Source organism: Sphingobium salicis subsp. salicis (genome assembly GCF_049472635.1).
Classification (GTDB): domain Bacteria; phylum Pseudomonadota; class Alphaproteobacteria; order Sphingomonadales; family Sphingomonadaceae; genus Sphingobium; species Sphingobium yanoikuyae_A.
Window position 1 is genome coordinate 586,373 of sequence record NZ_JAYRCS010000001.1, and the last position, 24,196, is coordinate 610,568.

Sequence of the window (24,196 nt, forward strand, 5' to 3'; positions counted from 1 at the left end):
GCTGTCCTATATGGACGCTATCTGACTAATCTGGTTCGGCGGGGCTTTCCACCATGTGCGGTATCATCGGAATTATTGGTAAGGATCAGGTCGCGGAGCGGCTGGTCGATGGCCTCAAGCGGCTGGAATATCGCGGCTATGACAGCGCCGGTGTCGCTACCGTGCATGATGGCCGGATCGATCGCCGCCGGGCCGAGGGCAAGCTCAACAATCTGGTCAAGGAACTTGGCCAGTCGCCGCTGGCCGGCACCACCGGCATCGCCCATACCCGCTGGGCCACCCATGGCGCGCCGACCACCAGCAATGCGCACCCGCATGCGACCGGCGAAGTGGCGCTGGTCCACAATGGCATCATCGAGAATTTCAAGCCACTGCGCGACGAACTGATTGCCCGCGGCCGCACCTTCGACAGCCAGACCGACACCGAAGTGGTCGCCCATCTGGTCAGCGAACTGGTGGAGCAGAGCGTGGCACCGAAGGAGGCCGTGGCCCAGGTGCTGCCGCGTCTGCACGGTGCCTTCGCGCTCGCCATCCTGTTCAAGAGCCATCCCGACATGCTGATCGGCGCGCGCCTCGGCTCGCCGCTGGTCGTGGGCTATGGCGATGGCGAGACCTTCCTCGGCTCCGACGCGCTGGCGCTGGCGCCGCTGACCCAGCGCATCGCCTATCTGGACGAGGGTGACTGGGTCGTCATCACCAAGGACGGCGCCGAGATTTTCGACAAGGACAACAACCCGGTCGAGCGTCCGGTCACCATTTCCGGCGTGTCCGGCGCGATGATCGACAAGGGCAATCATCGCCACTTCATGCAGAAGGAAATCTATGAGCAGCCTGTCGTCGTGGCCCAGACGCTCAAGGCCTATCTGCAGCGTATGGACGACCGCGTGTCGCTGCCGATCCCCGATTTCGACCTGTCGACCATCCGCCGCGTCACCATCGTCGCCTGCGGCACCAGCTTCTATGCCGGCATGGTCGCGCGCTACTGGTTCGAACAATTCGCCCGCGTGCCGGTCGATTTGGATTTCGCTTCCGAATTCCGCTACCGCGAGCCGGTGATGGAGGAGGGCGGCCTCGCCCTGTTCATCAGCCAGTCGGGCGAGACCGCCGACACGCTCGCGGCGCTGCGCTATGCCCGCGCCCAAGGGCAGAAGATCGCTGTCGTCGTCAATGTGCCGACCAGCAGCATGGCGCGCGAGGCCGACCTGCTGCTGCCGACCTATGCCGGCCCGGAAATCGGCGTCGCCTCGACCAAGGCCTTCACCTGCCAGCTTGCCGTGCTCGCCGCCTTCGCCGCCAACCTAGCGCGGGCCAAGGGCAAGCTCAGCGCCAAGGACGAGAAGGAAATTGTCCGTCACCTCGCCGAAGCGCCCGCCGCGATCAACGGTGCGCTCGCCTATGACGAGGCGATCGAGGCGATGGCCCATCATATCGTGCCGGCCCGCGATGTCCTGTATCTCGGCCGCGGCACCGACTATCCGCTGGCGCTGGAAGGCGCTCTGAAACTCAAGGAAATCAGCTATATCCATGCCGAAGGCTATGCCGCCGGCGAGATGAAGCATGGCCCGATCGCACTGATCGACGAACTGGTGCCGGTGATCTGCATCGCGCCCAGCGGCCCCTTGTTCGAAAAGACCGTCAGCAACATGCAGGAAGTGCAGGCGCGCGGCGGCAAGGTGGTGCTGATTTCCGACTATGACGGGGTGCAGGCGGCGGGCGAAGGCTGCCTCGCCACCATCACCATGCCCAAGGTCCACCCGCTGATCGCGCCGATGGTCTATGCCGTGCCGGTGCAGCTGCTCGCCTATCATGTCGCCGTGCTCAAGGGCACGGACGTCGATCAGCCGCGCAATCTGGCGAAGAGCGTCACGGTGGAGTGAAATTTCGACCAAAGTCGCTCTGGAAGGGGGCCAATTGAGCCCTTTGCTTGAAAAGGCAGGGGGCAAATGGATCGGCGGAAAAAGTTCAGTCCTGCCTGTGATGGCCTTGTAATAAATATTCTCATGTGATTGAAAAACATGGGAGCGATGTCCGGAGGGGGTGTCGACCGGGGTATCTTGGGGGGAAGATGACGTTTCGATTACATGCGCGCGCGCTATTGCGCGTCACGCCGGCTGCTGCCGTTCTTCTGTCTTCCTTGGCTATACTGTCGAGCTGCGGCGGCGAAGATGAGGGCGATGCGGCGACGAGCGTCAACCAGCCTCCCGTCTTTACCTCCGCGAACCATGTCAGTGTGATGGAAAATGCCGATACGTCTTTCTACAAGGCGGCTGCAACGGATCCGGACGGTAATATCCTGTCCTATTCGATCGGTGGGGGCGCTGACGGAGGCGTGTTCCGGATCACAGCGGCGGGTGACCTATCCTTCGTTACGCCGCCTAGTTTCGAAATGCCTGCCGATGCCGACCGCGACAATGTCTATCAGGTGACGATCAACGTCAGCGATGGCAGGGGGAGTGTTGCGCTGCCCGTGACCGTCACCGTGACGGATTCGAAGGAGGGCATTGCCGTCCATCGCGTGGCCACAGGCTTCTCCAATCCCGTAGCCATCGCGCCGGTTAGCGCGACGGCTGTCCTGGTCGCTGAAAAGGCGGGGACAATCTATCTGCTCAATCCGCAGGACGGTAGCAGGACGGTTCTGGCCCGGCTCGACTATGTCGGTGCCACCGGTGTTTTGGCGCTGGCTGCCACTCCGACCTACGCTTCCGACGGCATATTTTCCGTCATGTACGTCACGCGCGAGGGGCGTCTTGTGATTACGCGCTTCCTGTACACTGCTGCGGGGGTGACTGTTCCCGACAATTTTGGTGCCCTGCTGACCGTCCCAGCGCCGCATTATGCGGGTGGCGGATGGCTTGGCTATGATGCGGCAGGGGTGCTTTGGGCTGCCACGGGTGACGCAGGCGGATCGGGGGATCCCGATGGCAGCGCACAGAGCAGCGGATCGCAGCTAGGCAAGTTGATCCGGTTCGAGCGTAATCGAGATCCCTATGCCGGTGCGGTCGTCGAGCTTTTCCTGACTTCCACCGTCGGGCAGGGGCTTCATCGTCCCAATGGTGGCAGTTCGTTCAATGGCGGAATCATCCTGGCCGATCGCGGGCAGGATATGGTGGAGGAACTGAATGTCCTGACACCGGGTGCTGGCATGCAGAATTTCGGCTGGCCGTACAAGGAAGGGAGCCAGGCCGTAGGAGGTACGCCCCCAGCAGCCTTGGTAGATCCGGTGCTGGCATATCCCCACACGGGCGGGTCATTGACGGGGCAAGCTATCGTGGGTGGTGCCATGGGACCGGGCGCGGTAGCATCGCTTCGCGATCAATATGTTTTTGGCGATGGCAGCGGCGCGATATTCACTGTGGCCGCAGCGCTGCTCTCGTCGGGCGGGCCGGTCGCTGCGGATAGGGTCGAGCGGCGCAACACGGATTTTGCGCCTGATCGGGGTCGGATCGATCAGCCCATAGCAATCACGGCTGGCCCCGACGGAACCCTTTATATTCTAGACTTCGATGGCGAGCTTTTCCGGGTCGACGCCGGCTGAACCGATGGGGGGGCGGGTGAGTTGCACGCCATCACCCGCCACCCGGCGAATTATGGCCACCGGCCGGCACCGGGCCGCCGCTTGGCGCGTGGCTGTGGTCGGGATTGCTGTCCCAATCGATATGATAGAGGTCGAAGCGGCGGTCGCGCAGGTTGCGGACCGTGCCTTCGGCGCGCGCCCAGCTGAGGTCGGCCAGATTCACGTCCGCCATGGTCAGCGTCTCGACATTCTCGCTTGCCTCGGCCGCGATGCCGTCGCGGGCGAAGGGCAGGTCGCACGGCGTCAGGATCGCGCTCTGGGCATATTGGATGTCCATATTGTCGACGTTCGGCAGATTGCCGACATTGCCCGACATCACGACATAGCATTGATTCTCGATCGCGCGGGCCTGCGCGCAATAGCGCACGCGCATATAACCCAGGCGCGAGTCGGTGCAGAAGGGGACGAAGATGATGCGCGCGCCCTGATCGACCAGGCGCCGGGCCAGTTCGGGAAATTCGCTGTCATAGCAGATCAGCACGCCGATCGGGCCGCAGTCGGTCTGGATCACGTCGAGCGCGTCGCCGCCCTTGATGTTCCACCAGAAGGCCTCGTTGGGGGTCGGGTGGATCTTCTCCTGGGTGTGGACCGATCCGTCGCGCAGCGCGACATAGGCGATATTCTGGATGTCGCCATCATCGGCGCGGGTCGGGTGCGATCCGCCGATGATGTTGATATTATATTCCAGCGCCATCCGCGTCAGTTCCTTGGTCAGGCGCGGGGTATAGCCGGTCAGCTTGTCGATCGCTTCGATCGGCGACAGTTTCTTGGTTTCGAAGGAGAGCAGGGGCAAAGTGAACAGCTCGGGGAAGACGATGAAGTCCGATCGGTAATCGGCCGCCACATCGACGAAATATTCGATGTTGCGGACGAACTCGTCGAAATCCTTCACCGCGCGCGCCTGAAGCTGACAGGTGGCGAGGCGGACGCTTTCGACGCCGCGCGGCACCCGCATTTCCGGCGCTTCGTCCGGGTCGACATAGGGGTTGCGCCAGACCAGATGCGCGGCATGGCCGTCCGACTGCTTGTCTTCGGGCAGGTAATTTTCGAGCACGCCCAGCGGCTCGAACTGGTTCTTCAACTGGAAGCTGATGACCTGGTCGCGCAGCTTGCCGCTGACCACCTTTTCCAGATAGTCGGCTGCGCTGCCGGCGCGGCGCTTGGCGCGGGCATAGCCGGGCATGCGGCCCGCAATGACGATGCCGTGCAGGTCGAGTTCCTCGGCCAGTTCCTTGCGCTCGTCATAGAGGCGCTGGCCGATGCGCAGGCCGCGCAGCTTGGGATCGACCGCCATTTCATAGCCATAAAGCCATTCGCCCGCGGCGCTGTGGCGGGTGCCGAAACCGTTGGCGGTGATCTCCTCCCAGTCATGATGGGAAAAGGCCATCGCCTTGCTGACGCGCATGGTGGCGCAATAGCCCACGACCTTGCTGTCATAGAGAGCGACGAAGCAGCCATTGGGGAAATTGTTGATCTGGCCGCGGATCGTGGCCAGCGAATAATTGGGCATGCCGGGATAGGCGCGGGCGATCAGCCGCTGGATGCCGCGCACATCGCCGGGCACCGCCGCCCGGACTTCCAGGCGCTTCTTGGCTGTCGTGGTCATTCTTTGCTCCCGTCGCATCAATCCGAAAAGGAAAAGGCGGCGCCGGGATGCGGCGCCGCCTCGTTCCGTTTCCGTATTGAAAGCTTCAGGAAGCGATCAGTTCCGGTAAAAAGCCTTTATTAGGCCCACTTGGCCATTTCGGCTTCCAGATTGACGCGGATCGCCTCGAAGAACTGCTCCGTGGTCATCCAGGCCTGATCCGGGCCGATCAGCAGGGCCAGATCCTTGGTCATCGCGCCGCCTTCGACGGTCTTGATGCAGACCTGCTCCAGCGTCTCGGCGAACTTCACGACGTCCGGCGTGTCGTCGAATTTGCCGCGGAACGACAGGCCCTGGGTCCAGGCGAAGATCGAGGCGATCGGGTTGGTCGAGGTCGCCTTGCCCTGCTGGTGCTGGCGATAGTGGCGGGTGACGGTGCCGTGCGCGGCTTCGGCTTCCACAGTCTTGCCGTCGGGCGACAGCAGGACCGAGGTCATCAGGCCGAGCGAGCCGAAGCCCTGGGCCACGGTGTCCGACTGGACGTCGCCGTCATAATTCTTGCAAGCCCAGACGAACTTGCCGCTCCACTTCAGCGCCGAAGCGACCATGTCGTCGATCAGGCGATGTTCGTAGACGATGCCGGCCGCCTTGAACTTGTCGGCGAATTCGGCGTCGAACACTTCCTGGAACAGATCCTTGAAGCGGCCGTCATAGGCCTTGAGGATGGTGTTCTTGGTCGACAGATAGACGGGCCAGCCACGGTTCAGGCCATAGTTGAAGCTGGCCTTGGCGAAATCGCGGATCGATTCGTCGAGATTGTACATGCCCATGGCAACGCCGGCGCTGGGGAATTCGAACACTTCATATTCGAGTTCCTCGCCATTGGTGCCGACCCACTTCATGGTCAGCGTGCCGGCGCCGGGCACCTTGAAATCGGTGGCCTTATACTGGTCGCCAAAGGCGTGACGGCCGACGACGATCGGGTCGGTCCAGCCTGGAACCAGGCGGGGGACATTCTTGATGACGATCGGTTCGCGGAACACGACGCCGCCCAGGATGTTGCGGATCGTGCCGTTGGGCGACTTCCACATCTTCTTGAGGCCGAATTCCTCGACGCGCGCTTCGTCGGGGGTGATGGTGGCGCACTTCACGCCGACGCCATATTCCTTGATCGCGTTGGCCGCGTCGATCGTGATCTGGTCGCTGGTCTCGTCGCGCTTCTCGACCGACAGGTCATAATATTTCAGGTCGACGTCGAGATAGGGGAGAATGAGGCGCTCACGGATCCATTCCCAGATGATGCGGGTCATTTCGTCGCCGTCGATTTCCACGACGGGGTTTTTCACCTTGATCTTCGCCATAGCGCCTATTCGCCTTCTTCTCTTGGGTGGAATTATGGGGACGCCCTACGGCCTGCGCCGCCAATGTTCAACCGTCCAGCGCCGGATTTCCGGCCGATCATGCGATGCATGCGCAAGACTGTTGTGCGATGCGCGTTCATGCCGGGAGCCAAGGACGGGGATCGTCGTTGTCAGGATCAATGTCTCCCCCTAAAGACATGCCCATGGAAAATGACGAGATCACGATTGCCGCAGGCGGCAATGTCAAATGGCGCTTCCCCTCGGTCCATCCCGAAGGGGTGAAGTTCGGTGCGATCGCGGCTGCGATCACCGGCCTGTTCTTCGTGATGGGCTGGGAAATCATCGGCTGGCTGATGCTGATGGTCACCATCTGGGTGCTGGCATTCTTCCGCGATCCGATCCGCGCCGTGCCGCAGGATGAAGGCGCGATCATCGCCCCGGCGGATGGCCTGGTGACCCTGATCCAGCGCGTGCCGCCGCCGCGCGAGATGGCCGGGCCCGATGGCCTGGGCGATCAGCCGCTGATCCGCGTGTCGATCTTCATGAGCGTGTTCGACGTCCATATCAACCGCACCCCGATCGGCGGCACGGTAAAGGCCGTCACCTATATTTCGGGCAAGTTCCTCAACGCCGATCTCGACAAGGCGAGCGAGGATAATGAGCGCCAGCATATCCTGGTCGAGCGTCATGACGGCCTGCGCGTCGGCTTCACCCAGATTGCCGGCCTTGTCGCGCGCCGCATCGTGCCCTTCGTCAAGCCGGGCGACATGGTCGCAGCCGGCCAGCGCATCGGCCTCATCCGTTTTGGCAGCCGTGTCGATGTCTATCTGCCCGCCGGCACCGCGCCGCGCGTGATCCTGGGCCAGCGGACCGTCGCGGGCGAGACGATCCTGGGCCAGATCGGCGATCGCCGCGTGATTGCGGGCATCCAGCAGTGAGGCGGCGTCGCGCCGTTCCGCGCGGGCTGCGGCGCGGCATCACGCTGCGCATGCTGGCACCCAATGCGGTGACGGCGATGGCGCTGTGCTTCGGCCTCACCGGCGTGCGCTACGGCATTTCGGGCGAGTGGGAGCGGGCGGTATTGTCCATCCTGTTCGCCGGCGTGCTCGACGGACTGGACGGCCGGATCGCCCGGATGCTGCGGGGAGAGAGCCGCTTTGGCGCCGAACTGGATTCGCTGTCCGATTCGATTGCCTTCGGTGTTGCCCCGGCGCTGATCCTCTATCTCTGGTCGCTGCACGCCATGCCGAAATTCGGCTGGATCTTCGCGCTTGCCCATGCCCTGTCCTGCGCGCTGCGTCTGGCGCGGTTCAACGCCAATATCGATGTCGAGGAGCAGCCGCACAAATCGGCCGGCTTCCTGACCGGCGTGCCGGCCCCGGCCGGCGCTGGCCTCACCTTCGTGCCGCTCTATCTGTGGATGGTGACGGGCGAAGAGATTTTCCGCGCTTGGTATGTGGTCGCGCCCTGGACCGCGTTCGTGGCCTTCCTGATGATCTCCAGCATCGCCACCTATAGCTGGTCGGCGCTGCGGCTGCGCAAGCGCATCCGGCTGGAACTCATCGCCTTTGTCGGCCTGCTGGCGGCGGCGCTGGCGACCCAGCCCTGGTTCACTCTGCTGCTGATCTGCGGCGTCTATGTGCTGCTGATCCCGTTCGGCATCCTGTCCTACGCCAAGGTGCGCAAGCAGCCTGTCGGCTGAGCCGGAGCCCTGTTCAGGCAGCGAGGGCGCTGCCGGGCAGGGCGGGGGCGGACAGGGGGGTGGCGCGGGCCGGTTGGCGCACGCGGTTCCGCGTGATGCGGATGTGATAGACCGGCGCGGTCTGGGGAATCGGTTCGAACAGCAGGGCTGCCGCCATCTTCTGATGATAGAGCGCAAACATCCAGGCAATGGTGCCGACCGCCAGCAGGAAGGCGGCGGAGAAAATGGTCGCTGCAACAATGGTGAACATGGCCGCTGACTTTCTATCTTGCCATTTGCACGCTTAGGCTCACTATGTCGGTGCAAACGGGCGTTTAGACTGTTTGTTCCATCTGTTCACTTTATGTTCTCATATTGAGGGCGAGTCAACCCCTTGCGCAACGGGGTTTTGGGCGTTAAAGGCGCGCCCATTCCACATGGGAATCGACATATCCGGTGCCGGACGGGTCTTTGAGACCATCCAAGGTTCCTGATTCCCAGAGGTAGCAACCGGAAGGAGAAATGATTATGGCGACCCCCGTCGTCACCATGCAGCAATTGATCGAGGCTGGCGCCCACTTCGGCCACCAGACCCACCGCTGGAACCCGCGGATGAAGCCGTACATCTTCGGCGACCGCAACGGCATCCACATCCTTGACCTGTCGCAGACCGTGCCGCTCTTCGCGCGCGCCCTCGACTTCGTGTCGGCCACCGTCGCCGGCGGCGGCAAGGTTCTGTTCGTCGGCACCAAGCGCCAGGCCCAGGATCCGATCGCCGAAGCCGCCCGCAAGTCGGGTCAGCACTTCGTCAACCATCGCTGGCTGGGCGGCATGCTCACCAACTGGAAGACCATCTCGGGCTCGATCAAGCGCCTGAAGACCCTCGAAGAGAAGCTGTCGGGCGATACCCACGGCTTCACCAAGAAGGAAGTCCTCCAGATGACCCGCGAACGCGAGAAGCTGGAACTGTCGCTGGGCGGCATCCGCGACATGAACGGCATCCCCGATGTCATGTTCGTGATCGACGCCAACAAGGAAGAGCTGGCGATCAAGGAAGCCAACACCCTGGGTATCCCGGTTGTCGCTATCCTCGACTCGAACGTCTCGCCCGACGGCATCGCCTTCCCGGTTCCGGCGAACGATGACGCCAGCCGCGCCATCCGCCTCTACTGCGACGCCGTTGCCGCCGCCGCCACCAAGGGCAACCGTGGTGCGCAGCAGGCTTCGGGCATCGACCTGGGCGCTCTGGACGAGCCCGAGGCCGAAGAGGTCGTCGCGCAGGCCTGATCCGCGGTCTTCGAACTGCAAGAATGACAGGCTAGGGCGCGGTCCATTACGGAACGCGCCCTAGTGCTTATCTGATTAAACCCCTTTTGATTTAGGAGCCTCAACATGGCCGAGATTACCGCTGCCGCCGTCAAGGAACTGCGCGACCGTTCGGGCGCGGGCATGATGGATTGCAAGAAGGCCCTCACCGAAGCCAATGGCGACATCGAAGCGGCGACCGACTGGCTGCGCGCCAAGGGTCTGGCTGCTGCCCAGAAGAAGTCGAGCCGCACCGCTGCTGAAGGCCTGGTCGGCGTTGCCGTCGCCGGCACCAAGGGCGTTGCCGTCGAAGTGAACAGCGAAACCGACTTCGTTGCCAAGAACGACCAGTTCCAGGACTTCGTTCGCACCGTGTCGACCGTTGCGCTGGAATCGGGCGCGGCTGACGCCGAAGCCCTGTCGGCCCAGCCGCACCCCGCCGGCGGCACCATCGCCGAAAAGCTGGTCGCCAACATTGCCACCATCGGCGAAAACCAGAATCTGCGTCGCGTCGCTCATGTCGAAGTGACCGAAGGCGTCGTCGTGCCCTACGTGCACAACGCTGCTGCGCCGGGCCTCGGCAAGATCGGCGTGCTCGTCGCGCTCGAAGGCGATGCCCCCGCCGACGTTCTGGAGCCGCTGGGCAAGCAGCTGGCCATGCACATCGCCGCTGCCTTCCCGCTGGCCCTGTCGGCTGACGACATCGATCCGGCCCTGCTGGAGCGTGAGCGCGCGATCGCCGCTGAAAAGGCTGCCGAATCGGGCAAGCCCGCCGAAATCGTCGCCAAGATGGTCGACGGCGCGGTCGCCAAGTTCGCCAAGGAGCAGGCCCTGCTCTCGCAGCTGTTCGTGATGGACAACAAGACCCCGATCGCCGACGTCGTCGCCAAGGCGGCCAAGGATGCCGGCAAGTCGATCTCGCTCAAGTCCTATGTCCGCTTCCAGCTGGGCGAAGGCATCGAGAAGGAAGTCAGCGACTTCGCCGCCGAAGTGGCTGCTGCCGCCGGCGCCTGATCGCCGATCGAGCGACAAGCAAAGGGAAGGGGCGTCCTGCGGGGCGCCCTTTTTCTATGAGAGCATGGTGCGTTCGGCGGTCGGCGCCGGTCGGGCCGGGCGCCATCGGTGCCGCTTTCTCCATGAAGAGGCTGGAGCGCACGACAAACGCCCCTTGGCATCGCGCTTTACCGCCTCTAATGTCCCGGCCGCTTCCCCTGCCAACCATCAAGGATTCTTGCCCCACATGACCCGGCCAGCCTTCAAACGCATCCTGCTGAAATTGTCGGGCGAGGTGCTGATGGGGTCCGGCCAGTTCGGCATCGATCCCGAGACCGTCGATCGCGTCGCTGGCGAAATCGCCGCGGCGAAGGATGCGGGCTTCGAACTGTGCGTGGTCGTGGGTGGCGGCAACATCTTCCGCGGCCTGGCCGGCGCGGCCAAGGGCTTCGACCGCACCAGCGCCGACTATATGGGCATGCTGGCGACCGTGATGAACGCGCTGGCGGTGCAGAATGCGCTGGAAAAGATCGGCTGCGACACCCGCGTCCAGTCGGCCATTCCGATGGCGTCGGTGTGCGAACCCTATATCCGGCGCAAGGCCGTGCGCCACATGGAGAAGGGCCGGATCGTGATCTTCGCGGCGGGCACCGGCAATCCCTTCTTCACCACCGATACCACGGCGGCCCTGCGCGCAGCGGAAATGAACTGCGACGCGCTGTTCAAGGGCACCAGTGTCGATGGCATCTATGACGCCGATCCCAAGAAGGTGGCGGACGCCACCCGCTATGAGGCGATCAGCTTCGATCAGGTGCTGACCGACAATCTCAAGGTCATGGATGCCAGCGCGATCGCGCTGTGCCGTGAAAATCATATTCCCATCGTCGTCTTCAACATCCGCGAGGAAGGCAACCTGGCCAAGGTGCTGGCGGGTGAAGGCACCGCGACGATCGTGCAAAATCAGGAGCGCTAATAATGGCCCAGTATAACAAGTCCGACCTCGAACGCCGCATGGCCGGCGCAATCGAAGCGCTGAAGGGCGATCTCACCGGTCTGCGCACCGGCCGCGCCAATGTGCAGCTGCTCGATCCCGTCATGGTCACCGTCTATGGCGCCAACATGCCGCTGAACCAGGTCGCCACCGTGTCGGCGCCCGAGCCGCGCATGCTGTCGGTCCAGGTGTGGGACAAGGCCAATGTCGGCCCCTGCGACAAGGCGATCCGCTCGGCGGGCCTGGGCCTCAACCCGATCGTCGACGGCCAGACGCTGCGCCTGCCGATCCCGGACCTCACCGAGGAACGCCGCAAGGAACTGGCCAAGCTCGCCAGCAAATATGCCGAAGGCGCGCGCGTCGCCGTCCGCAACGTCCGTCGCGATGGCATGGACAGCCTGAAGACCGACGAGAAGAAGGGCGAGATCAGCGAAGACGAGCGCAAGCGCCTGGAAACCGAAGTCCAGAAGCTGACCGACGCCACCATCGTGGATATCGACGCGGCCGCTTCGGCCAAGGAAAAGGAAATCCTCGGCCAGTAAGCCGGGGCTTTTCTTTCGCGGCCAAAGCACGCATTCCTATCTGATGGCCACACAAGCCAAGCCCGATCTTACCAGCGCCGCGCCTGCCCATGGTGCGCGTCATGTCGCCATCATCATGGACGGCAACGGCCGCTGGGCGAAGAAGCGGCTGTTGCCGCGCATCGCCGGCCATCGCGCCGGGGTGGAGGCGGTGCGCCGCGTCGCCCGCGCGGCGCAGGATATGGGCCTTGAATGCCTGACGCTCTACGCTTTCTCCTCGGAGAACTGGAAGCGTCCGGCGACCGAGGTGTCCGACCTGATGGGCCTGCTGCGCCATTTCATCCAGTCGGATATCGACGAGTTCCATGCCAATGGCGTGCGGCTGCGGGTGATCGGTAACTACAAGGCGCTGGAGCCTGGCCTGGTCGACCTGATCGAAGGCGCGATGGCGCGCACCGCCGCCAACACTGGCCCGGTGATCGCGATCGCGCTCAACTATGGCGCGCAGGACGAGATGGTGCGCGCGACGCAGCGTCTGGCGGAGCGGGTGGCGAGCGGTGAATTGTCGGCCGAGAATATCGGCATCGAGGCGATCGACGCCGAACTCTACACTGCCGACCTGCCGCCACTCGACCTGCTGATCCGCACCTCGGGTGAACAGCGGCTCAGCAATTTCATGCTGTGGCAGGCGGCTTATGCCGAACTCTATTTTACCGATATGCTCTGGCCCGATTTCGATGGCCGGGCATTGGCGCAGGCGCTCGACGCCTTCCGCATGAGGGACCGCCGTTTCGGCGGACTGTGAGTAACATGTCGAGTGAATTGCGGACCCGCACGATCGTTGGCCTTGGCCTGATCGCCATGGCTGTGGGCGCGCTGGTCTTTGGCGGCTTCGTCTTCTGGATGCTGCTGTCGATCGCCGGTGTGCTGATGATGGGCGAATGGGGCATGCTGACCGGCGCCTCGTCCGATCAGCGCAAGATGGCGATGTATGCCGTTTCGGTGCCCCTGGCGATCCTCTGTCCGGTGGCGGCGGGCGTGTCATGGCTCGGTTTCGGCCTGATGATGGCCTCTTTCTTCTTCGTGCTGATCACCAGCCGCGCGATCAAGCTGGCGCTCGGCATTCTCTACATCTGCCTGCCGGTGATGGCGCTGCTGTTCCTGCGTGGGCAGGCGCCCGACAGCCATGGCCTGCTGCTCGCCTTCTGGGCGCTCGGCCTGGTCTGGGCGACCGATATCGGCGCCTATTTTGCTGGCCGCTCGATCGGCGGGCCCAAGCTGGCGCCGCGGGTCAGCCCGTCCAAGACCTGGTCGGGGCTGGGTGGCGGCGTGCTGGCGGCCCTGCTCACCGGCTTCCTTCTCTATCGTTTTGCCGACCTGCCGATCCAGCTGGCGGCGGCGAGCGGCCTGCTCGCGGTCGCGGCGCAGCTTGGCGATCTGCTCGAAAGCGCGATGAAGCGTCGCGCCGGCGTCAAGGACAGCAGCAATCTTCTGCCCGGCCATGGCGGGGTGATGGACCGGCTCGACGGCGTGGTGGCGGCCGCGCCGTTTGCCGCCTTGCTCTATCTGGTCCTGGCAGGCGCCTGATGCGCAGCGTTTCCGTCTTTGGCGCCACCGGATCGGTCGGCATGTCGACGCTGGACCTGATCCAGCGCGAACCCGATGCCTATGCGGTCATTGCCCTGACCGCCAACCGCGATGTCGCTGGCCTCGCCGCCGCCGCGCGCGCGGTCGGTGCGAAGATCGCCGTGGTCGCGGACGAAGCCCAATATGGTGCGCTCAAGGACGCGCTCGCCGGATCGGGTGTCGAGGCGGCGGCGGGGGAGGGCGCGCTGGTCGATGCCGCAGCGGCGGGTGCCGACTGGACCATGGCCGCGATCGTCGGCTGCGCGGGCCTCAAGCCCACCATCGCCGCGCTGCAGGCCGGCGGCACGGTGGCGCTGGCCAACAAGGAATCGCTGGTGTCGGCCGGCGCACTGATGATGCAGGCGGCGACCGCATCGGGCGCGACGCTGCTGCCCGTGGACAGCGAGCATAATGCGATCTTCCAGTGCCTGGCCGGCAGCAGCATGGACGATGTCGCCCGCATCATCCTGACCGCGAGCGGCGGACCGTTCCGGACCCTGGGTTATGAGGATATGCGCGCCATCACCCCGGCGCAGGCCGTGGCCCATCCCAACTGGTCGATGGGCGCGAAGATCAGCGTCGATAGCGCGACGATGATGAACAAGGGGCTGGAACTGATCGAGGCGGCCCATCTCTTCCCGGTCGGGCTCGACCGGATCGAGATATTGGTCCACCCGCAATCGGTCATCCATTCGATGGTCGAATATCGCGACCGGTCCACTTTGGCACAGCTCGGCTCGCCCGACATGCGCATCCCGATCGCTCATGCGCTGGCCTGGCCGGCGCGGATCGCCACGCCCTGCCAGCCGCTCGACCTGGCCCGGATCGGCCGTCTGGACTTTGAAGCGCCCGACGACCGGCGTTTCCCGGCGCTGCGCCTAGCGCGCTCGGCGGCGCAGGCGGGTGACGCATCGGCCGCCATCCTCAACGCCGCCAACGAGGTCGCCGTGGCGGCCTTTCTGGCCGGCCGCATCGGCTTCCTTGATATCGCCATGATTGTGGAGGATGTTCTCAACCGCTATAGCGCGCCGATGCCTGCCTGCATGGACGATGTCCTGCACGCCGACGCAACGGCACGGGTTATGGCGGGTGATGTGATGGAAAGATTGACGGTTTGATCCACAATCCCGGTTTCCTGTTGACCATCTTGGCTTTCGTGGCGGTCATCGGGCCGCTCGTCTTCGTGCATGAACTGGGTCATTATCTGGTCGGACGCTGGTGCGGGGTGAAGGCGGAGGCCTTTTCGATCGGCTTCGGCCCGGAAATCGCCGCCTGGGTGGACAGGCGCGGCACCCGCTGGCGGCTCGCGGCGCTGCCGCTGGGTGGCTATGTCCGCTTCAAGGGCGACATGAACGCGGCCAGCCAGACCGATCCCAAATGGCTGGAAATGTCGGCGCAGGATCGCGCCGAAAGCTTCCCGGCCAAGCCGTTGTGGCAGCGCGCGGCGATCGTCGCGGCAGGCCCCGCGATCAATTTCCTCTTCGCCATCCTGATCCTTGCTGCCTTCGCTTTCCTGCATGGCGAAAGCCGGACCCCGGCGGTCGCCGGCATGGTCCAGCCCGGCAGCGCCGCTGCCATGGCGGGCATTCAGCCGGGCGATCGCATCGTCTCGCTCAATGGCCGGGCGATGAACACCTTCGACGATATCCGCCTTTATGCCCAGATCCGGCCCGGCGAACCGGTGACGATCCTGCTCGACCGCAAGGGGCAGGTGATCGAGAAGCAGGGCCATGTCGGCGCGGTCAGCGAAGATGACGGCTTTGGCAACAAGTTCCGCATCGGACGTCTGGGCATCGCGCCGGGCGAACCGGTGATCGAACCGGTCAGCCTGCTGCGCGCACCCGTGGTGGCGATCGAGCGCACTGGCCAGATCATCCGCACCATGGTGGAGACGCTGGGCCAGGTGATCGGCGGCGACCGTTCGGTCAAGGAACTGGGCGGGCCGCTCAAGATCGCGCAGGTATCGGGGCAGGCGGCGACGCTGGGGCTGGAGAGCTTCATCTTCTTCATCGCCCTCATCTCGATTAATTTGGGGTTCATCAACCTCTTGCCAATTCCCATGCTGGATGGCGGTCATCTGCTTTTCTATGGGGTGGAGGCAGTGCAGCGGCGGCCGGTGAGCCCGCAGGTGCAGGATTGGGCCTATCGGTCGGGTCTGGCGCTGCTGATGACGGTCATGTTGCTGGTGACCTTCAACGATTTGTCGTCTTTCGGATTGTGGGAGCGGCTGTCCGGCTTGATCGGCTGAGCCGCATCGGGCAGGGAAGGCGCGGTTCGGCGCCGTCTATTTCTGGCGAAACAGTTTTTTACTTTTTTGAGGTGAGCGGGTGACAGCGATGAACAGCAGCAAGGGCCAGCGTCCGATCATCGCGGCCCTGTTGGCCACGACGATGATTGCGGGCCTGTCGGCCGTGCCGGCGATGGCCCAGAATGCGGCCCCGGCAGCACCGGCGGCTGCGCCGATCGCGGCGTCCACGGCCAATACGCCCGAAGGCACGATCCGCAGCATCACCGTGACCGGCACCCAGCGTCTGGAGCAGGACACGGTCATGTCCTACACCAAGCTGCGCGTGGGCCAGGCCTTCAGCCAGGAATCGCTCGATCAGGCGCTGCGCGACCTGTATGAGACCGAACTCTTCGCCGACGTCCAGATCCGCAACGATGGCGGCGCGCTGACCGTCGAGGTGAAGGAAAACCCCGTCATCAACCGTATCGTCCTTGAAGGTAATAAGCGCCTGAAGGACGACAAGATCCGTCCCGAAATAAAACTGGCGCCGCGCCAGATCTATACCCGCTCCAAGGTCCGCGCCGACGTCGCCCGCATCGTCGAGCTGTATCGCCGCCAGGGCCGCTTTGCCGCGACGATCGAGCCCAAGATGGTCCAGCTGGACCAGAACCGCGTCGACATCGTGTTCGAAATCTCGGAAGGGCCCAAGTCCAAGGTCCGCCAGATCAACATCATCGGCAACGAGAAGTTCAAGGACGGCGAACTGCGCGGCCAGATGGTGACCAAGCAGTCGCGCTGGTTCCGCATCTTCTCGTCGGGCACCAGCTATGACCCGGATCGCCTGGCCTATGACCAGCAGAAGCTGCGCCAATTCTACCTGACCGAAGGCTATGCCGATTTCCGCGTGATCTCGGCCGTCGCGGAACTGACGCCTGACAAGCAGGACTTCATCATCACTTATGTGGTCGAGGAAGGGGATCGCTACAAGTTCGGCGACGTGAAGGTCGAATCCGACATTCGCGACCTGTCGGGCGATGCGCTGACCCGCCGCCTGCCGATGAAGAAGGGCGACTGGTACAACGCCAAGCAGGTCGAGGACACGGTCGACACGCTGAGCGAAACCGCCGGCCTGTTCGGCTATGCCTTCGCCCAGGTCGAACCCGACTTCAACCGGTCGAAGGACGACCTGACGATGGGGATCAATTTCCGCATCGCCAACGCCCCGCGCGTCTATGTCGAGCGCGTCGACATCAACGGCAACACGCTGACCCAGGACAAGGTCGTCCGCCGCGAGTTCCGCCTGGCCGAAGGCGACGCCTTCAACAGCTTCCTGGTCAAGCGCTCGAAGGACCGCATCAACTCGCTCGGCTTCTTCCAGGAAAAGCTGGACATCGAGCAGAAGCCCGGCTCGGCGCCCGACCGCATCGTGCTGGAAACCAACGTCCAGGAAAAGTCGACCGGCGAACTCTCGCTTTCGGCCGGCTATTCCTCGCTCGAACGCTTCATCATCTCGGCGTCGATCACCCAGCGCAACTTCCGCGGCAAGGGCCAGGAACTGCGCACCTCGGTCAATTATTCGGCTTATTCCAAGTCGGTCGAAGTGGGCTTCACCGAGCCCTATTTCATGGACAAGAATATCGCGCTGGGCGGCGACATCTATCGCCGCGACCTCAACAGCTTCCGTTATCTCAGCAATAACGATCGCGACACCACCTATGAACAGACCACGACCGGCTTCCAGCTGCGTGCCGGCGTGCCGATCACCGAATATGTGTCGCTGGCGCTGCGCTACACGCTGAACTTCGACGACGTGACGCTGGACAAGGACACCTATTATACCGACGGCGTCTGCGACCCGCTGCTGGCCGGCCGCTATCTCTGCGATGCCATCGGCAAGCGCACCACCTCGTCGATCGGCTACTCGCTGATCTATGATACCCGCGACAACCGCATCCGTCCGACCCGCGGCCAGACCGTTACGCTCAGCCAGGACTTTGCCGGCCTGGGCGGCGACGTCCGCTACATCCGTACCCGCGCCAACGCCGCCAAATATTGGGGCCTGGGCGGCGGCTTCATCTTCTCGCTGACGGGCGAAGGCGGCTATATCCACAGCCTTCAGGGCACGCGCTATGACGCCACCGGCGCCGAAGTCGACCCGATCCGCCTGACCGACCGCTTCTTCCTGGGCGAACCGCAGATGCGCGGCTTCGACATTCGCGGCGTTGGTCCGCGCGTGAAGCGCTATTATCTGGTTTCGCAGACCAATGATGACGGTTCCACCAGCTATGTCCGCCAGACCGGCAACAATAATGTGTCGGATGACGCGCTGGGTGGCCGCGTCTATTATATGGCCCGCGCCGAAATGGAGATTCCGCTGGGTTCGGGTGCCCGTGAAATGGGCCTGCGTCCGTCGATCTTCGCGGATGTCGGCGCCGTTGCCGGCCTTAAGAATCCCGGCACCATCAACTTTGCGGGCTATTGCTCCGACTCCACCGGTTCGCTGAGCACCGTTCGTGCGACCGGCACGGCGGCCAGCCCGGTCTGCCCTGTTGGCTATGACACCAAGAGCGGCATGTTCGAGGAAGATTATCTGGGCGACACGCTGAAACCGCGTCTGTCCGTGGGCTTCGGTGTCAACTGGAACTCGCCCTTCGGGCCGTTCCGCATCGACATCGCCAAGGCCCTGCTCAAGGAACCAGGGGACGACAACAAACTCATCACCTTCAACGTAGGGACTCAATTCTGATGAAGACGTTTATCAAGGCTCTGGCGCTCGGTATCGCGCCTGTCACCGCCATCGCTCTGACCGCCGCGCCGGTCGCTGCCCAGTCGAAGCAGGGCATCGCTGTCGTCGATCTGCAGCGCGCGGTTGCCACCAGCGCGGCCTATTCGACCGCCCGCACCCAGATCCAGACCACCTACAAGGCGCAGATCGACAGCTTCACCGCGCGCAAGACCGCGATCGACACCGATCTCAAGACCAAGGGCGACGCCCTGCAGGCTGCCCTGAAGGCGGCCGGCGGCAAGCCGACCCCGGCGATCGAAACCCAGTATCAGCAGTTCCAGCAGTCGCAGCAGACCGCGCAGGCCGAACTGCAGCGCCTGGGTCAGCCGATCGCGCTCGCCAACGCCTACGTCGAGGAACAGATCACCGCGAAGCTGTCGGACGCGCTGAAGGCCGCCATGACCAAGGCGAAGGTCGACCTGGTCCTGTCGCCCGACGCGACCGTGTCCTATCAGCCGACCGTCGACATCACGGCCGCGGTCGTGACCGAACTCAACACGCTGGTGCCCAGCGTCGGCATCACCCCGCCCGCCGGCTGGCAGCCGGGCGGTCGTCAGGGCCAGGCTGCGGCCCCGGCCGCTGCCGCTCCGGCCCCCGCCAACCCGGCGCAGGCGCCCAAGTCGCGCTGATAAGATGACCGGAGAGGTTGATAACAAGGAAGCCCGTGGCCCGATGGATATCCGTCGGGTCATGGCTGCCCTGCCGCATCGCTACCCGATGCTGCTGGTAGATCGCGTGGCGTCGCTGGTGCCGAGCCAGTCGATCCACGCGATCAAGGCGGTGTCGATGAACGAGCCCTTCTTCCAGGGGCATTTCCCCGGCCGGCCGATCATGCCGGGCGTGCTGATCGTCGAGGCCATGGCCCAGGCGGCCGGTGTGCTGGTGGTCGATTCGCTGGGGCTCGCGGATTCGGGCAAGCTCGTCTATTTCATGAGCATCGACGGCGCGAAGTTCCGGACGCCTGTGGAGCCGGGCTGCCTGCTCGACCTGCATGTCGAAGTGACGCAGATGCGCGGCGCGGTCTGCAAGTTCGCCGGCCGTGCGCTGATCGACGGCAAGCTGGCGGCGGAAGCCAATTTCGTCGCGATGATCGCCGATCCGCCCAAGGACTGAGCGAAGGCACATCCTTTCCCTTGCTTTGGCGCGCCGAAAACGCTAACGGCGCGCCTTCGCATTTTATCGCATCCATAGCCGGTCGGAACCGGCACACACACGGAGCAAGACGCCATGAAGGCCGATACCCACCCCGATTACCACTTCATCACCGTCCAGATGACCGACGGCACCACCTTCCAGACCCGCTCGACCTGGGGCAAGGAAGGCGACACGATGGCGCTCGACATCGACCCCAAGTCGCACCCGGCCTGGACCGGTGGCAACCGCCAACTGGACACCGGTGGCCAGGTTGCGCGCTTCAACAAGCGCTTTGGCGGCCTGACGCTGAAGAAGTAATCGGCCCTTCACAGGCACGATATCGAAAGGGCGCCCCACCGGGCGCCCTTTTTTGTGCCTGAACGCGATGCGCACGGCACAAAAAAAGGGCCTCCAGCTAAAAGCTGGAGGCCGAGGTTCAGGGGAGGATCAGCGGCGACAGAGGGGGATCTGCAAGGGGATGCCGCTGACAAGGAATGATCTAGCCCGCAAATGCTGCGGGCGAATGTCCCGATTATTACCGAGACCGATCGGTGCTGAAATGTCGGGACAAGGCTACATTTCTCCCCTCCCTGGGAGGGAGGGGCGGTAATTGCCTGCTGTATAAGAGGCCCTCGTCAGGCGCCAGCGCGGTCCGCGTCGAGAAACGCCGCCACATCGTCCAGCACGACATCCTTCGACAGGAAGGTCTGGCCGATGCCGCGCGCCAGCAGGAAGGGCAGGGTGCCCGCCGCCATCTTCTTGTCGTGCAGCATATGCGCCACCAGCGCCGCGCCGTCGGCCTTTACATGGGCGCTGGCCAGGTCATGGGGCAGGCCGATCGCCTTCAGATGCGCGGTCACCCGTTCCGCATCCTGCGCACTGCACAGGCCAAGGCGCGCCGAATAGCGGAAGGCAAGCGCCATGCCGGCGGCCACGCCCTCGCCATGGAGCAGCGTGTCGGAAAAGCCGGTATCGGCCTCCAGCGCATGGCCGAAGGTGTGGCCAAGGTTCAGCAGTGCCCGGCGGCCGGTCGTCTCGCGCTCGTCATCGGCGACGATCGCCGCCTTTGCGCGCACGCTGCGCTCGATCGCATAGGTGCGGGCTTCCGCGTCGCCGTCCAGCAGCCGGTCGGCATTGGCCTCGCACCAGGCGAAGAAGTCGGGATCGTCGATCAGGCCATATTTGACCACCTCGGCATAGCCGGCGCGGGTTTCGCGCAGCGGCAGGCTGTCGAGCACCGACGGGTCGATCAGCACCAGGCTGGGCTGGTAAAAGCTGCCGATCAGATTCTTGCCGGCGCGCGCGTTGATCGCGGTCTTGCCGCCGACCGAGCTGTCGACCTGCGCCAGCAGGGTGGTGGGCAGCTGCACGAAATGGCAGCCGCGCTTCAGGATGGACGACGCAAAGCCGACCAGGTCGCCGATCACGCCGCCGCCCAGCGCGATCACATGGTCGCCACGCTCGATCTCCAGCGCCAGCAGCGCGTCGAGCAGCTCCTCCAGATGGCGCCAGCTCTTGGTCTGTTCGCCCGCCGGCAGGATGATCGGTTCGATGACGATATTGGCCCGGCGCAGGCTGGCGTCGAGCCGGGGCAGCTGTGCCGCCGCGACATGGGTGTCGGTGACGACGACCAGCCGCCCGCCACGGGCATAGCGTGCCAGATGATCGGCCGCACGGTCGAGCGCGCCCTGTTCGATGACGATGTCATAGCTGCGTGCGCCCAGCGCGACGGGGACTAGTGCCATGCGGATAGCTGCTCCAGGATGCGGTCGACGGCGACCTCGTGCGGCGCGGCGATGCTCTTCACATGGATCGGCGCCAGCGCGTAGATGGGGTTGCGGACTGCCGCCAGCTCGGTCAGCACGATGCGTGGGTCGCGATCCTTCAGCAGCGGGCGCCCCTCGCGGCGGGAAACACGATCGACCAGCACCTCGATATCGGCATCCAGCCAGATGGTGGTGGCATGGTCCAGGATCAGCGCGCGGGTCTCGTCCTGCATGAAGGCGCCGCCGCCGGTCGCGATCACCTTGGGCACGCCGTCCATCAGCCGGGCGATCACCCGGCGCTCGCCATCGCGGAAATGGGCCTCGCCATAGCGGGCGAAGATCTCGCTCACGCTCATGCCGGCGGCCCGCTCAATCTCTTCATCTGCATCGACGAAGCTCAGGCCCAGGCGCGCGGCAAGGCGCCGGCCAACGGTGGATTTGCCCACGCCCATCATGCCGATCAGCACGATCGGGCCGCGCTTGGCGTTGCTCTCCGGGAATTTGCTGTTTCGCTGCATGGCGAGGGGGGCTATACAGCCAGCCGTCGCTGAGGCAAACGCAACTTTCCCCTGTCGTCCGGCAAACATCGCCGGGCCAGCCGCAGAAGAGACCATGAAGAATAATCGTTCCCTGAGCAGTTTCGAAGGCGGTTCGCGCCGTCGCAGCCGTCTGCCGATCCTTCCGATCGCGGCGGTGTTGGTTCTTGTCCTGCTGATCGGCGTGCTCTGGTCGCGCGGTGGCGAGCAGCCGCAACAGCCCGTCGAGAAGGTCATCCCGGCCGAGAAACTGGGTCAGTAAGCCGCATGAGCCGCCTGCGGGGGAATGCGAAATGGGCGCTGGGCAGCTTTGCGCTCGCCTTGGCGCTGCCGGTCGTCGCGCAGCAGGCGCCCGAATCGCTGCTGCCGCCCGGCTTTGGTGATCCGGCCCCGGCGCCGACCCCCACGCCGGCGCAGCCGGCTCGTCCGGCATCGCCCGCACCGGTCGTCCCGACCGTGCCGGTCACGCCGTCGCCGTCTGGCGAAATCGTCCAGCCGCTGGACCTGTCGGTCGCCAATGCGGTGGACAATGCCGCCGAGGCGATGAGCGCGGACGAACTGGCCGCTGAAAAGGCCAAATATGACCTGCCGCAGGGCGCCCGCCGCTCGCTCGACCGCATCGGCCCGCTGACGCCGGCCACGCGCGGCATGGAACCCGACGCCTTCGGCGCGGAATATGGCCCCTATCTCGCCACGCTGATGAAGCAGACCCATGCGCCGATCCTGTCGCGCTGGGCCTCCATCCTGCTGCGGCGCGCGCTGCTGAGCGCCACAAACACGCCGCGCGGCATCAATGGCGCCGACTGGGCGGCCGAGCGCGCCTGGCTGCTGCTGCGCATGGGCGAGGCGGATAGCGCCCGGCTGCTGGTGCAGAGCGTCGACCCCGACAAATATACGCCGCGTCTCTACGCGATCGCGATGCAGACCTATCTGGCGACCGCCGATCCTGCGGGCCTGTGTCCGCTGTCGGCGGGCGCGCTGCGCACCAGCAAGGAACCGGGCTGGGACATGACGCGGGCGATCTGCCCCGCGCTGTCGGGCGATCAGGGGTCGGCCAGCGCCGCACTCAACCAGGCCCAGCGCAAGGGCGTGGTGCGCGGCATCGATTATCGCCTGGCCGAAAAGATGGTCGGCGCGGGCTTCAACGCGCGCCGTTCGGTCAAGATCGAATGGGACGGCGTCGATGGCCTCACCGCCTGGCGCTATGGTTTGGCGACGGCGCTCAACGTGCCGATCCCCGACGACATGTTCGGCAGCGTCGGCCCGCACGTCCGTGCCTGGGAAGCCCGCGCGCCGGCCCTGACCGCCGTGCGCCGCCTGCCGGGCAGCGAAGTCGCGGCGCGACTGGGCGTCTTCTCCAGCGAGGCGCTGGTCAATTTCTATGCCGAGCTGGGTAGCGAAGGCGATCTCGCGTCCGATCTGGCCGATCGCGTCGATGCGCTGCGCAATGCCTATTCCGGCCCGACTGCGGGTGCCCGCATCCAGGCGATGCAGACGCTGTGGCGCGACAATGGCGCGCCCGACTATGTCGGCCTGATCGCCACCGCCCGCGCCGCCGCCGCACTGCCGGTGTCGCAGGCCGATGCGCGCGATGCCGCCAATCTGGTCGCGGCGATGCTGACCGCCGGCTATGATCGCAATGCGGCCCGCTGGGCGCAGGCGATCGGCCAGATCGATGGCGATGGCGCGCAGGATTTCTGGGCCTTGCTCGCGGTCGGCGCCCCCAGCACGGTCGTCGACAGCGGCAGCAGCCGCATCTCCAGCTATGTCGGCGATGCCGGCCCTGAAAAGGGACGGATGCTGATCGCCGCGCTGGCGGGCCTGTCGCGCCTGTCGGCCAATGATGCGGCCGCGCTGGCGCAGGATAATGGCTTCACCCTGGCCGCCAACAGCCGCTGGGCGCGTGCGATCGACGCCGCGTCGCAGCGGGGCGAGAAGGCGACCGTGGCACTGCTCGCTGCCGTCGGCATGCAGGGGCGCGACTGGCATCGCCTGCCGCCCGGCCATCTCTATCATGTGGTGGCGGCGCTGCATTGCGTCGGGCTGGACCCGGAGGCGCGGATGATCGCGGCCGAGGCCCTGACCCGCCTGTCCTGACCCGGTCCGGGGCG

The 24,196-nt window shown here is 64.7% G+C and carries 23 protein-coding genes; 18 read left to right on the forward strand and 5 right to left on the reverse strand.

What is annotated here, in order from left to right; translation table 11 throughout:
- Window positions 1–53 precede the first annotated feature (53 nt).
- The gene (gene glmS, locus VHN57_RS02945) at window positions 54–1,877 is read left to right on the forward strand and encodes a glutamine--fructose-6-phosphate transaminase (isomerizing) (RefSeq protein WP_423282714.1); all 1,824 of its coding nucleotides are present in this window, start codon (window positions 54–56) and stop codon (window positions 1,875–1,877) included.
- Window positions 1,878–2,065: 188 nt separating this feature from the next.
- Complete coding sequence (locus tag VHN57_RS02950; protein ID WP_278985440.1) at window positions 2,066–3,535, forward strand: PQQ-dependent sugar dehydrogenase; 1,470 nt, start codon at window positions 2,066–2,068, stop codon at window positions 3,533–3,535.
- A gap of 31 nt (window positions 3,536–3,566) precedes the next feature.
- Here VHN57_RS02950 and VHN57_RS02955 read toward each other — a convergent pair whose 3' ends face one another.
- The gene (locus VHN57_RS02955; protein WP_017501588.1) at window positions 3,567–5,180 is read right to left on the reverse strand and encodes a bifunctional GNAT family N-acetyltransferase/carbon-nitrogen hydrolase family protein; all 1,614 of its coding nucleotides are present in this window, start codon (window positions 5,178–5,180) and stop codon (window positions 3,567–3,569) included.
- A 119-nt stretch (window positions 5,181–5,299) separates the two neighbouring features.
- Complete coding sequence (locus VHN57_RS02960) at window positions 5,300–6,520, reverse strand: NADP-dependent isocitrate dehydrogenase (RefSeq protein WP_004211167.1); 1,221 nt, start codon at window positions 6,518–6,520, stop codon at window positions 5,300–5,302.
- Window positions 6,521–6,723: 203 nt separating this feature from the next.
- On the opposite strand from VHN57_RS02960, the gene VHN57_RS02965 reads away from it, so the two are divergent.
- Both VHN57_RS02965 and VHN57_RS02970 read left to right on the forward strand, forming a co-directional pair.
- Entirely contained in the window at window positions 6,724–7,458 is a 735-nt protein-coding gene (locus tag VHN57_RS02965) for a phosphatidylserine decarboxylase (RefSeq protein ID WP_029547694.1), read from the forward strand.
- 50 nt (window positions 7,459–7,508) lie between these two features.
- Window positions 7,509–8,222, forward strand: coding sequence for a CDP-alcohol phosphatidyltransferase family protein (locus VHN57_RS02970; RefSeq protein WP_051035757.1), 714 nt, complete (start codon window positions 7,509–7,511; stop codon window positions 8,220–8,222).
- Window positions 8,223–8,235: 13 nt separating this feature from the next.
- Here the strand turns inward: VHN57_RS02970 and VHN57_RS02975 are convergent, their stop codons facing one another.
- A complete protein-coding gene (locus VHN57_RS02975; protein ID WP_278985441.1) occupies window positions 8,236–8,472 on the reverse strand; it encodes a hypothetical protein in 237 nt (78 codons plus the stop codon).
- A gap of 257 nt (window positions 8,473–8,729) precedes the next feature.
- On the opposite strand from VHN57_RS02975, the gene rpsB reads away from it, so the two are divergent.
- From rpsB to rpmE, 12 genes are all read left to right on the forward strand, one after another.
- A complete protein-coding gene (gene rpsB, locus VHN57_RS02980; protein WP_010337471.1) occupies window positions 8,730–9,488 on the forward strand; it encodes a 30S ribosomal protein S2 in 759 nt (252 codons plus the stop codon).
- Between the two features lie 105 nt (window positions 9,489–9,593).
- Complete coding sequence (tsf, locus tag VHN57_RS02985) at window positions 9,594–10,520, forward strand: translation elongation factor Ts (RefSeq protein WP_010337470.1); 927 nt, start codon at window positions 9,594–9,596, stop codon at window positions 10,518–10,520.
- Between the two features lie 226 nt (window positions 10,521–10,746).
- Entirely contained in the window at window positions 10,747–11,472 is a 726-nt protein-coding gene (gene pyrH, locus VHN57_RS02990) for a UMP kinase (protein WP_004211175.1), read from the forward strand.
- Between the two features lie 2 nt (window positions 11,473–11,474).
- The gene (gene frr, locus VHN57_RS02995) at window positions 11,475–12,032 is read left to right on the forward strand and encodes a ribosome recycling factor (protein WP_004211176.1); all 558 of its coding nucleotides are present in this window, start codon (window positions 11,475–11,477) and stop codon (window positions 12,030–12,032) included.
- Between the two features lie 43 nt (window positions 12,033–12,075).
- The gene (locus VHN57_RS03000; protein ID WP_278985442.1) at window positions 12,076–12,816 is read left to right on the forward strand and encodes an isoprenyl transferase; all 741 of its coding nucleotides are present in this window, start codon (window positions 12,076–12,078) and stop codon (window positions 12,814–12,816) included.
- Between the two features lie 5 nt (window positions 12,817–12,821).
- On the forward strand, window positions 12,822–13,598 hold the full coding sequence (locus VHN57_RS03005) for a phosphatidate cytidylyltransferase (protein WP_278985443.1): 777 nt from the start codon (window positions 12,822–12,824) through the stop codon (window positions 13,596–13,598).
- On the forward strand, window positions 13,598–14,755 hold the full coding sequence (locus tag VHN57_RS03010; protein WP_278985444.1) for a 1-deoxy-D-xylulose-5-phosphate reductoisomerase: 1,158 nt from the start codon (window positions 13,598–13,600) through the stop codon (window positions 14,753–14,755). Before VHN57_RS03005 ends, VHN57_RS03010 begins: the two co-directional genes overlap by 1 nt.
- Complete coding sequence (gene rseP, locus VHN57_RS03015; RefSeq protein WP_423282725.1) at window positions 14,752–15,885, forward strand: RIP metalloprotease RseP; 1,134 nt, start codon at window positions 14,752–14,754, stop codon at window positions 15,883–15,885. Before VHN57_RS03010 ends, rseP begins: the two co-directional genes overlap by 4 nt.
- An 88-nt stretch (window positions 15,886–15,973) precedes the next feature.
- The gene (gene bamA / locus VHN57_RS03020; RefSeq protein ID WP_017499847.1) at window positions 15,974–18,610 is read left to right on the forward strand and encodes an outer membrane protein assembly factor BamA; all 2,637 of its coding nucleotides are present in this window, start codon (window positions 15,974–15,976) and stop codon (window positions 18,608–18,610) included.
- Window positions 18,610–19,278 (forward strand): OmpH/Skp family outer membrane protein, encoded by a 669-nt coding sequence (locus tag VHN57_RS03025; protein ID WP_185705688.1) that lies wholly within the window; start codon window positions 18,610–18,612, stop codon window positions 19,276–19,278. Before bamA ends, VHN57_RS03025 begins: the two co-directional genes overlap by 1 nt.
- 4 nt (window positions 19,279–19,282) lie before the next feature.
- Window positions 19,283–19,762 (forward strand): 3-hydroxyacyl-ACP dehydratase FabZ, encoded by a 480-nt coding sequence (fabZ, locus tag VHN57_RS03030; RefSeq protein ID WP_004211185.1) that lies wholly within the window; start codon window positions 19,283–19,285, stop codon window positions 19,760–19,762.
- 114 nt (window positions 19,763–19,876) lie between these two features.
- Window positions 19,877–20,101, forward strand: coding sequence for a 50S ribosomal protein L31 (gene rpmE / locus VHN57_RS03035; RefSeq protein ID WP_004211187.1), 225 nt, complete (start codon window positions 19,877–19,879; stop codon window positions 20,099–20,101).
- Window positions 20,102–20,418: 317 nt separating this feature from the next.
- On the opposite strand, the gene aroB is transcribed toward rpmE, so the two are convergent.
- Both aroB and VHN57_RS03045 read right to left on the reverse strand, forming a co-directional pair.
- Window positions 20,419–21,528, reverse strand: coding sequence for a 3-dehydroquinate synthase (gene aroB / locus VHN57_RS03040; RefSeq protein ID WP_097382480.1), 1,110 nt, complete (start codon window positions 21,526–21,528; stop codon window positions 20,419–20,421).
- Window positions 21,519–22,067, reverse strand: a complete 549-nt coding sequence (locus tag VHN57_RS03045; protein WP_048937845.1) for a shikimate kinase — start codon at window positions 22,065–22,067, stop codon at window positions 21,519–21,521. The genes aroB and VHN57_RS03045 overlap by 10 nt, the downstream gene beginning before the upstream one ends.
- Window positions 22,068–22,161: 94 nt before the next feature.
- Here VHN57_RS03045 and VHN57_RS03050 point away from each other — a divergent pair, with 94 nt between their 5' ends.
- Window positions 22,162–22,347: a hypothetical protein gene (locus VHN57_RS03050; RefSeq protein ID WP_278985446.1), complete on the forward strand. Its 186-nt coding sequence runs from the start codon at window positions 22,162–22,164 to the stop codon at window positions 22,345–22,347.
- 5 nt (window positions 22,348–22,352) lie between these two features.
- On the forward strand, window positions 22,353–24,182 hold the full coding sequence (locus VHN57_RS03055) for a hypothetical protein (protein ID WP_423282732.1): 1,830 nt from the start codon (window positions 22,353–22,355) through the stop codon (window positions 24,180–24,182).
- Window positions 24,183–24,196 lie beyond the last annotated feature (14 nt).

Excerpts from the sequence above, each read along its gene's own strand:
- pyrH (WP_004211175.1), top strand. The coding sequence starts at position 10,747 with ATGACCCGGCCAGCCTTCAAACGCATCCTGCTGAAATTGTCGGGCGAG.
- VHN57_RS02950 (WP_278985440.1), top strand. The coding sequence starts at position 2,066 with ATGACGTTTCGATTACATGCGCGCGCGCTATTGCGCGTCACGCCGGCT.
- VHN57_RS02970 (WP_051035757.1), top strand. The coding sequence starts at position 7,509 with ATGCTGGCACCCAATGCGGTGACGGCGATGGCGCTGTGCTTCGGCCTC.
- rpmE (WP_004211187.1), top strand. The coding sequence starts at position 19,877 with ATGAAGGCCGATACCCACCCCGATTACCACTTCATCACCGTCCAGATG.
- VHN57_RS03000 (WP_278985442.1), top strand. The coding sequence starts at position 12,076 with ATGGCCACACAAGCCAAGCCCGATCTTACCAGCGCCGCGCCTGCCCAT.
- VHN57_RS03005 (WP_278985443.1), top strand. The coding sequence starts at position 12,822 with ATGTCGAGTGAATTGCGGACCCGCACGATCGTTGGCCTTGGCCTGATC.
- VHN57_RS03050 (WP_278985446.1), top strand. The coding sequence starts at position 22,162 with ATGAAGAATAATCGTTCCCTGAGCAGTTTCGAAGGCGGTTCGCGCCGT.
- VHN57_RS02955 (WP_017501588.1), bottom strand. The coding sequence starts at position 5,180 with ATGACCACGACAGCCAAGAAGCGCCTGGAAGTCCGGGCGGCGGTGCCC.
- aroB (WP_097382480.1), bottom strand. The coding sequence starts at position 21,528 with ATGGCACTAGTCCCCGTCGCGCTGGGCGCACGCAGCTATGACATCGTC.
- VHN57_RS02965 (WP_029547694.1), top strand. The coding sequence starts at position 6,724 with ATGGAAAATGACGAGATCACGATTGCCGCAGGCGGCAATGTCAAATGG.
- bamA (WP_017499847.1), top strand. The coding sequence starts at position 15,974 with ATGAACAGCAGCAAGGGCCAGCGTCCGATCATCGCGGCCCTGTTGGCC.
- VHN57_RS02975 (WP_278985441.1), bottom strand. The coding sequence starts at position 8,472 with ATGTTCACCATTGTTGCAGCGACCATTTTCTCCGCCGCCTTCCTGCTG.
- glmS (WP_423282714.1), top strand. The coding sequence starts at position 54 with ATGTGCGGTATCATCGGAATTATTGGTAAGGATCAGGTCGCGGAGCGG.
- VHN57_RS03045 (WP_048937845.1), bottom strand. The coding sequence starts at position 22,067 with ATGCAGCGAAACAGCAAATTCCCGGAGAGCAACGCCAAGCGCGGCCCG.
- VHN57_RS03055 (WP_423282732.1), top strand. The coding sequence starts at position 22,353 with ATGAGCCGCCTGCGGGGGAATGCGAAATGGGCGCTGGGCAGCTTTGCG.
- frr (WP_004211176.1), top strand. The coding sequence starts at position 11,475 with ATGGCCCAGTATAACAAGTCCGACCTCGAACGCCGCATGGCCGGCGCA.
- rpsB (WP_010337471.1), top strand. The coding sequence starts at position 8,730 with ATGGCGACCCCCGTCGTCACCATGCAGCAATTGATCGAGGCTGGCGCC.
- VHN57_RS03010 (WP_278985444.1), top strand. The coding sequence starts at position 13,598 with ATGCGCAGCGTTTCCGTCTTTGGCGCCACCGGATCGGTCGGCATGTCG.
- VHN57_RS02960 (WP_004211167.1), bottom strand. The coding sequence starts at position 6,520 with ATGGCGAAGATCAAGGTGAAAAACCCCGTCGTGGAAATCGACGGCGAC.
- tsf (WP_010337470.1), top strand. The coding sequence starts at position 9,594 with ATGGCCGAGATTACCGCTGCCGCCGTCAAGGAACTGCGCGACCGTTCG.
- VHN57_RS03025 (WP_185705688.1), top strand. The coding sequence starts at position 18,610 with ATGAAGACGTTTATCAAGGCTCTGGCGCTCGGTATCGCGCCTGTCACC.
- fabZ (WP_004211185.1), top strand. The coding sequence starts at position 19,283 with ATGACCGGAGAGGTTGATAACAAGGAAGCCCGTGGCCCGATGGATATC.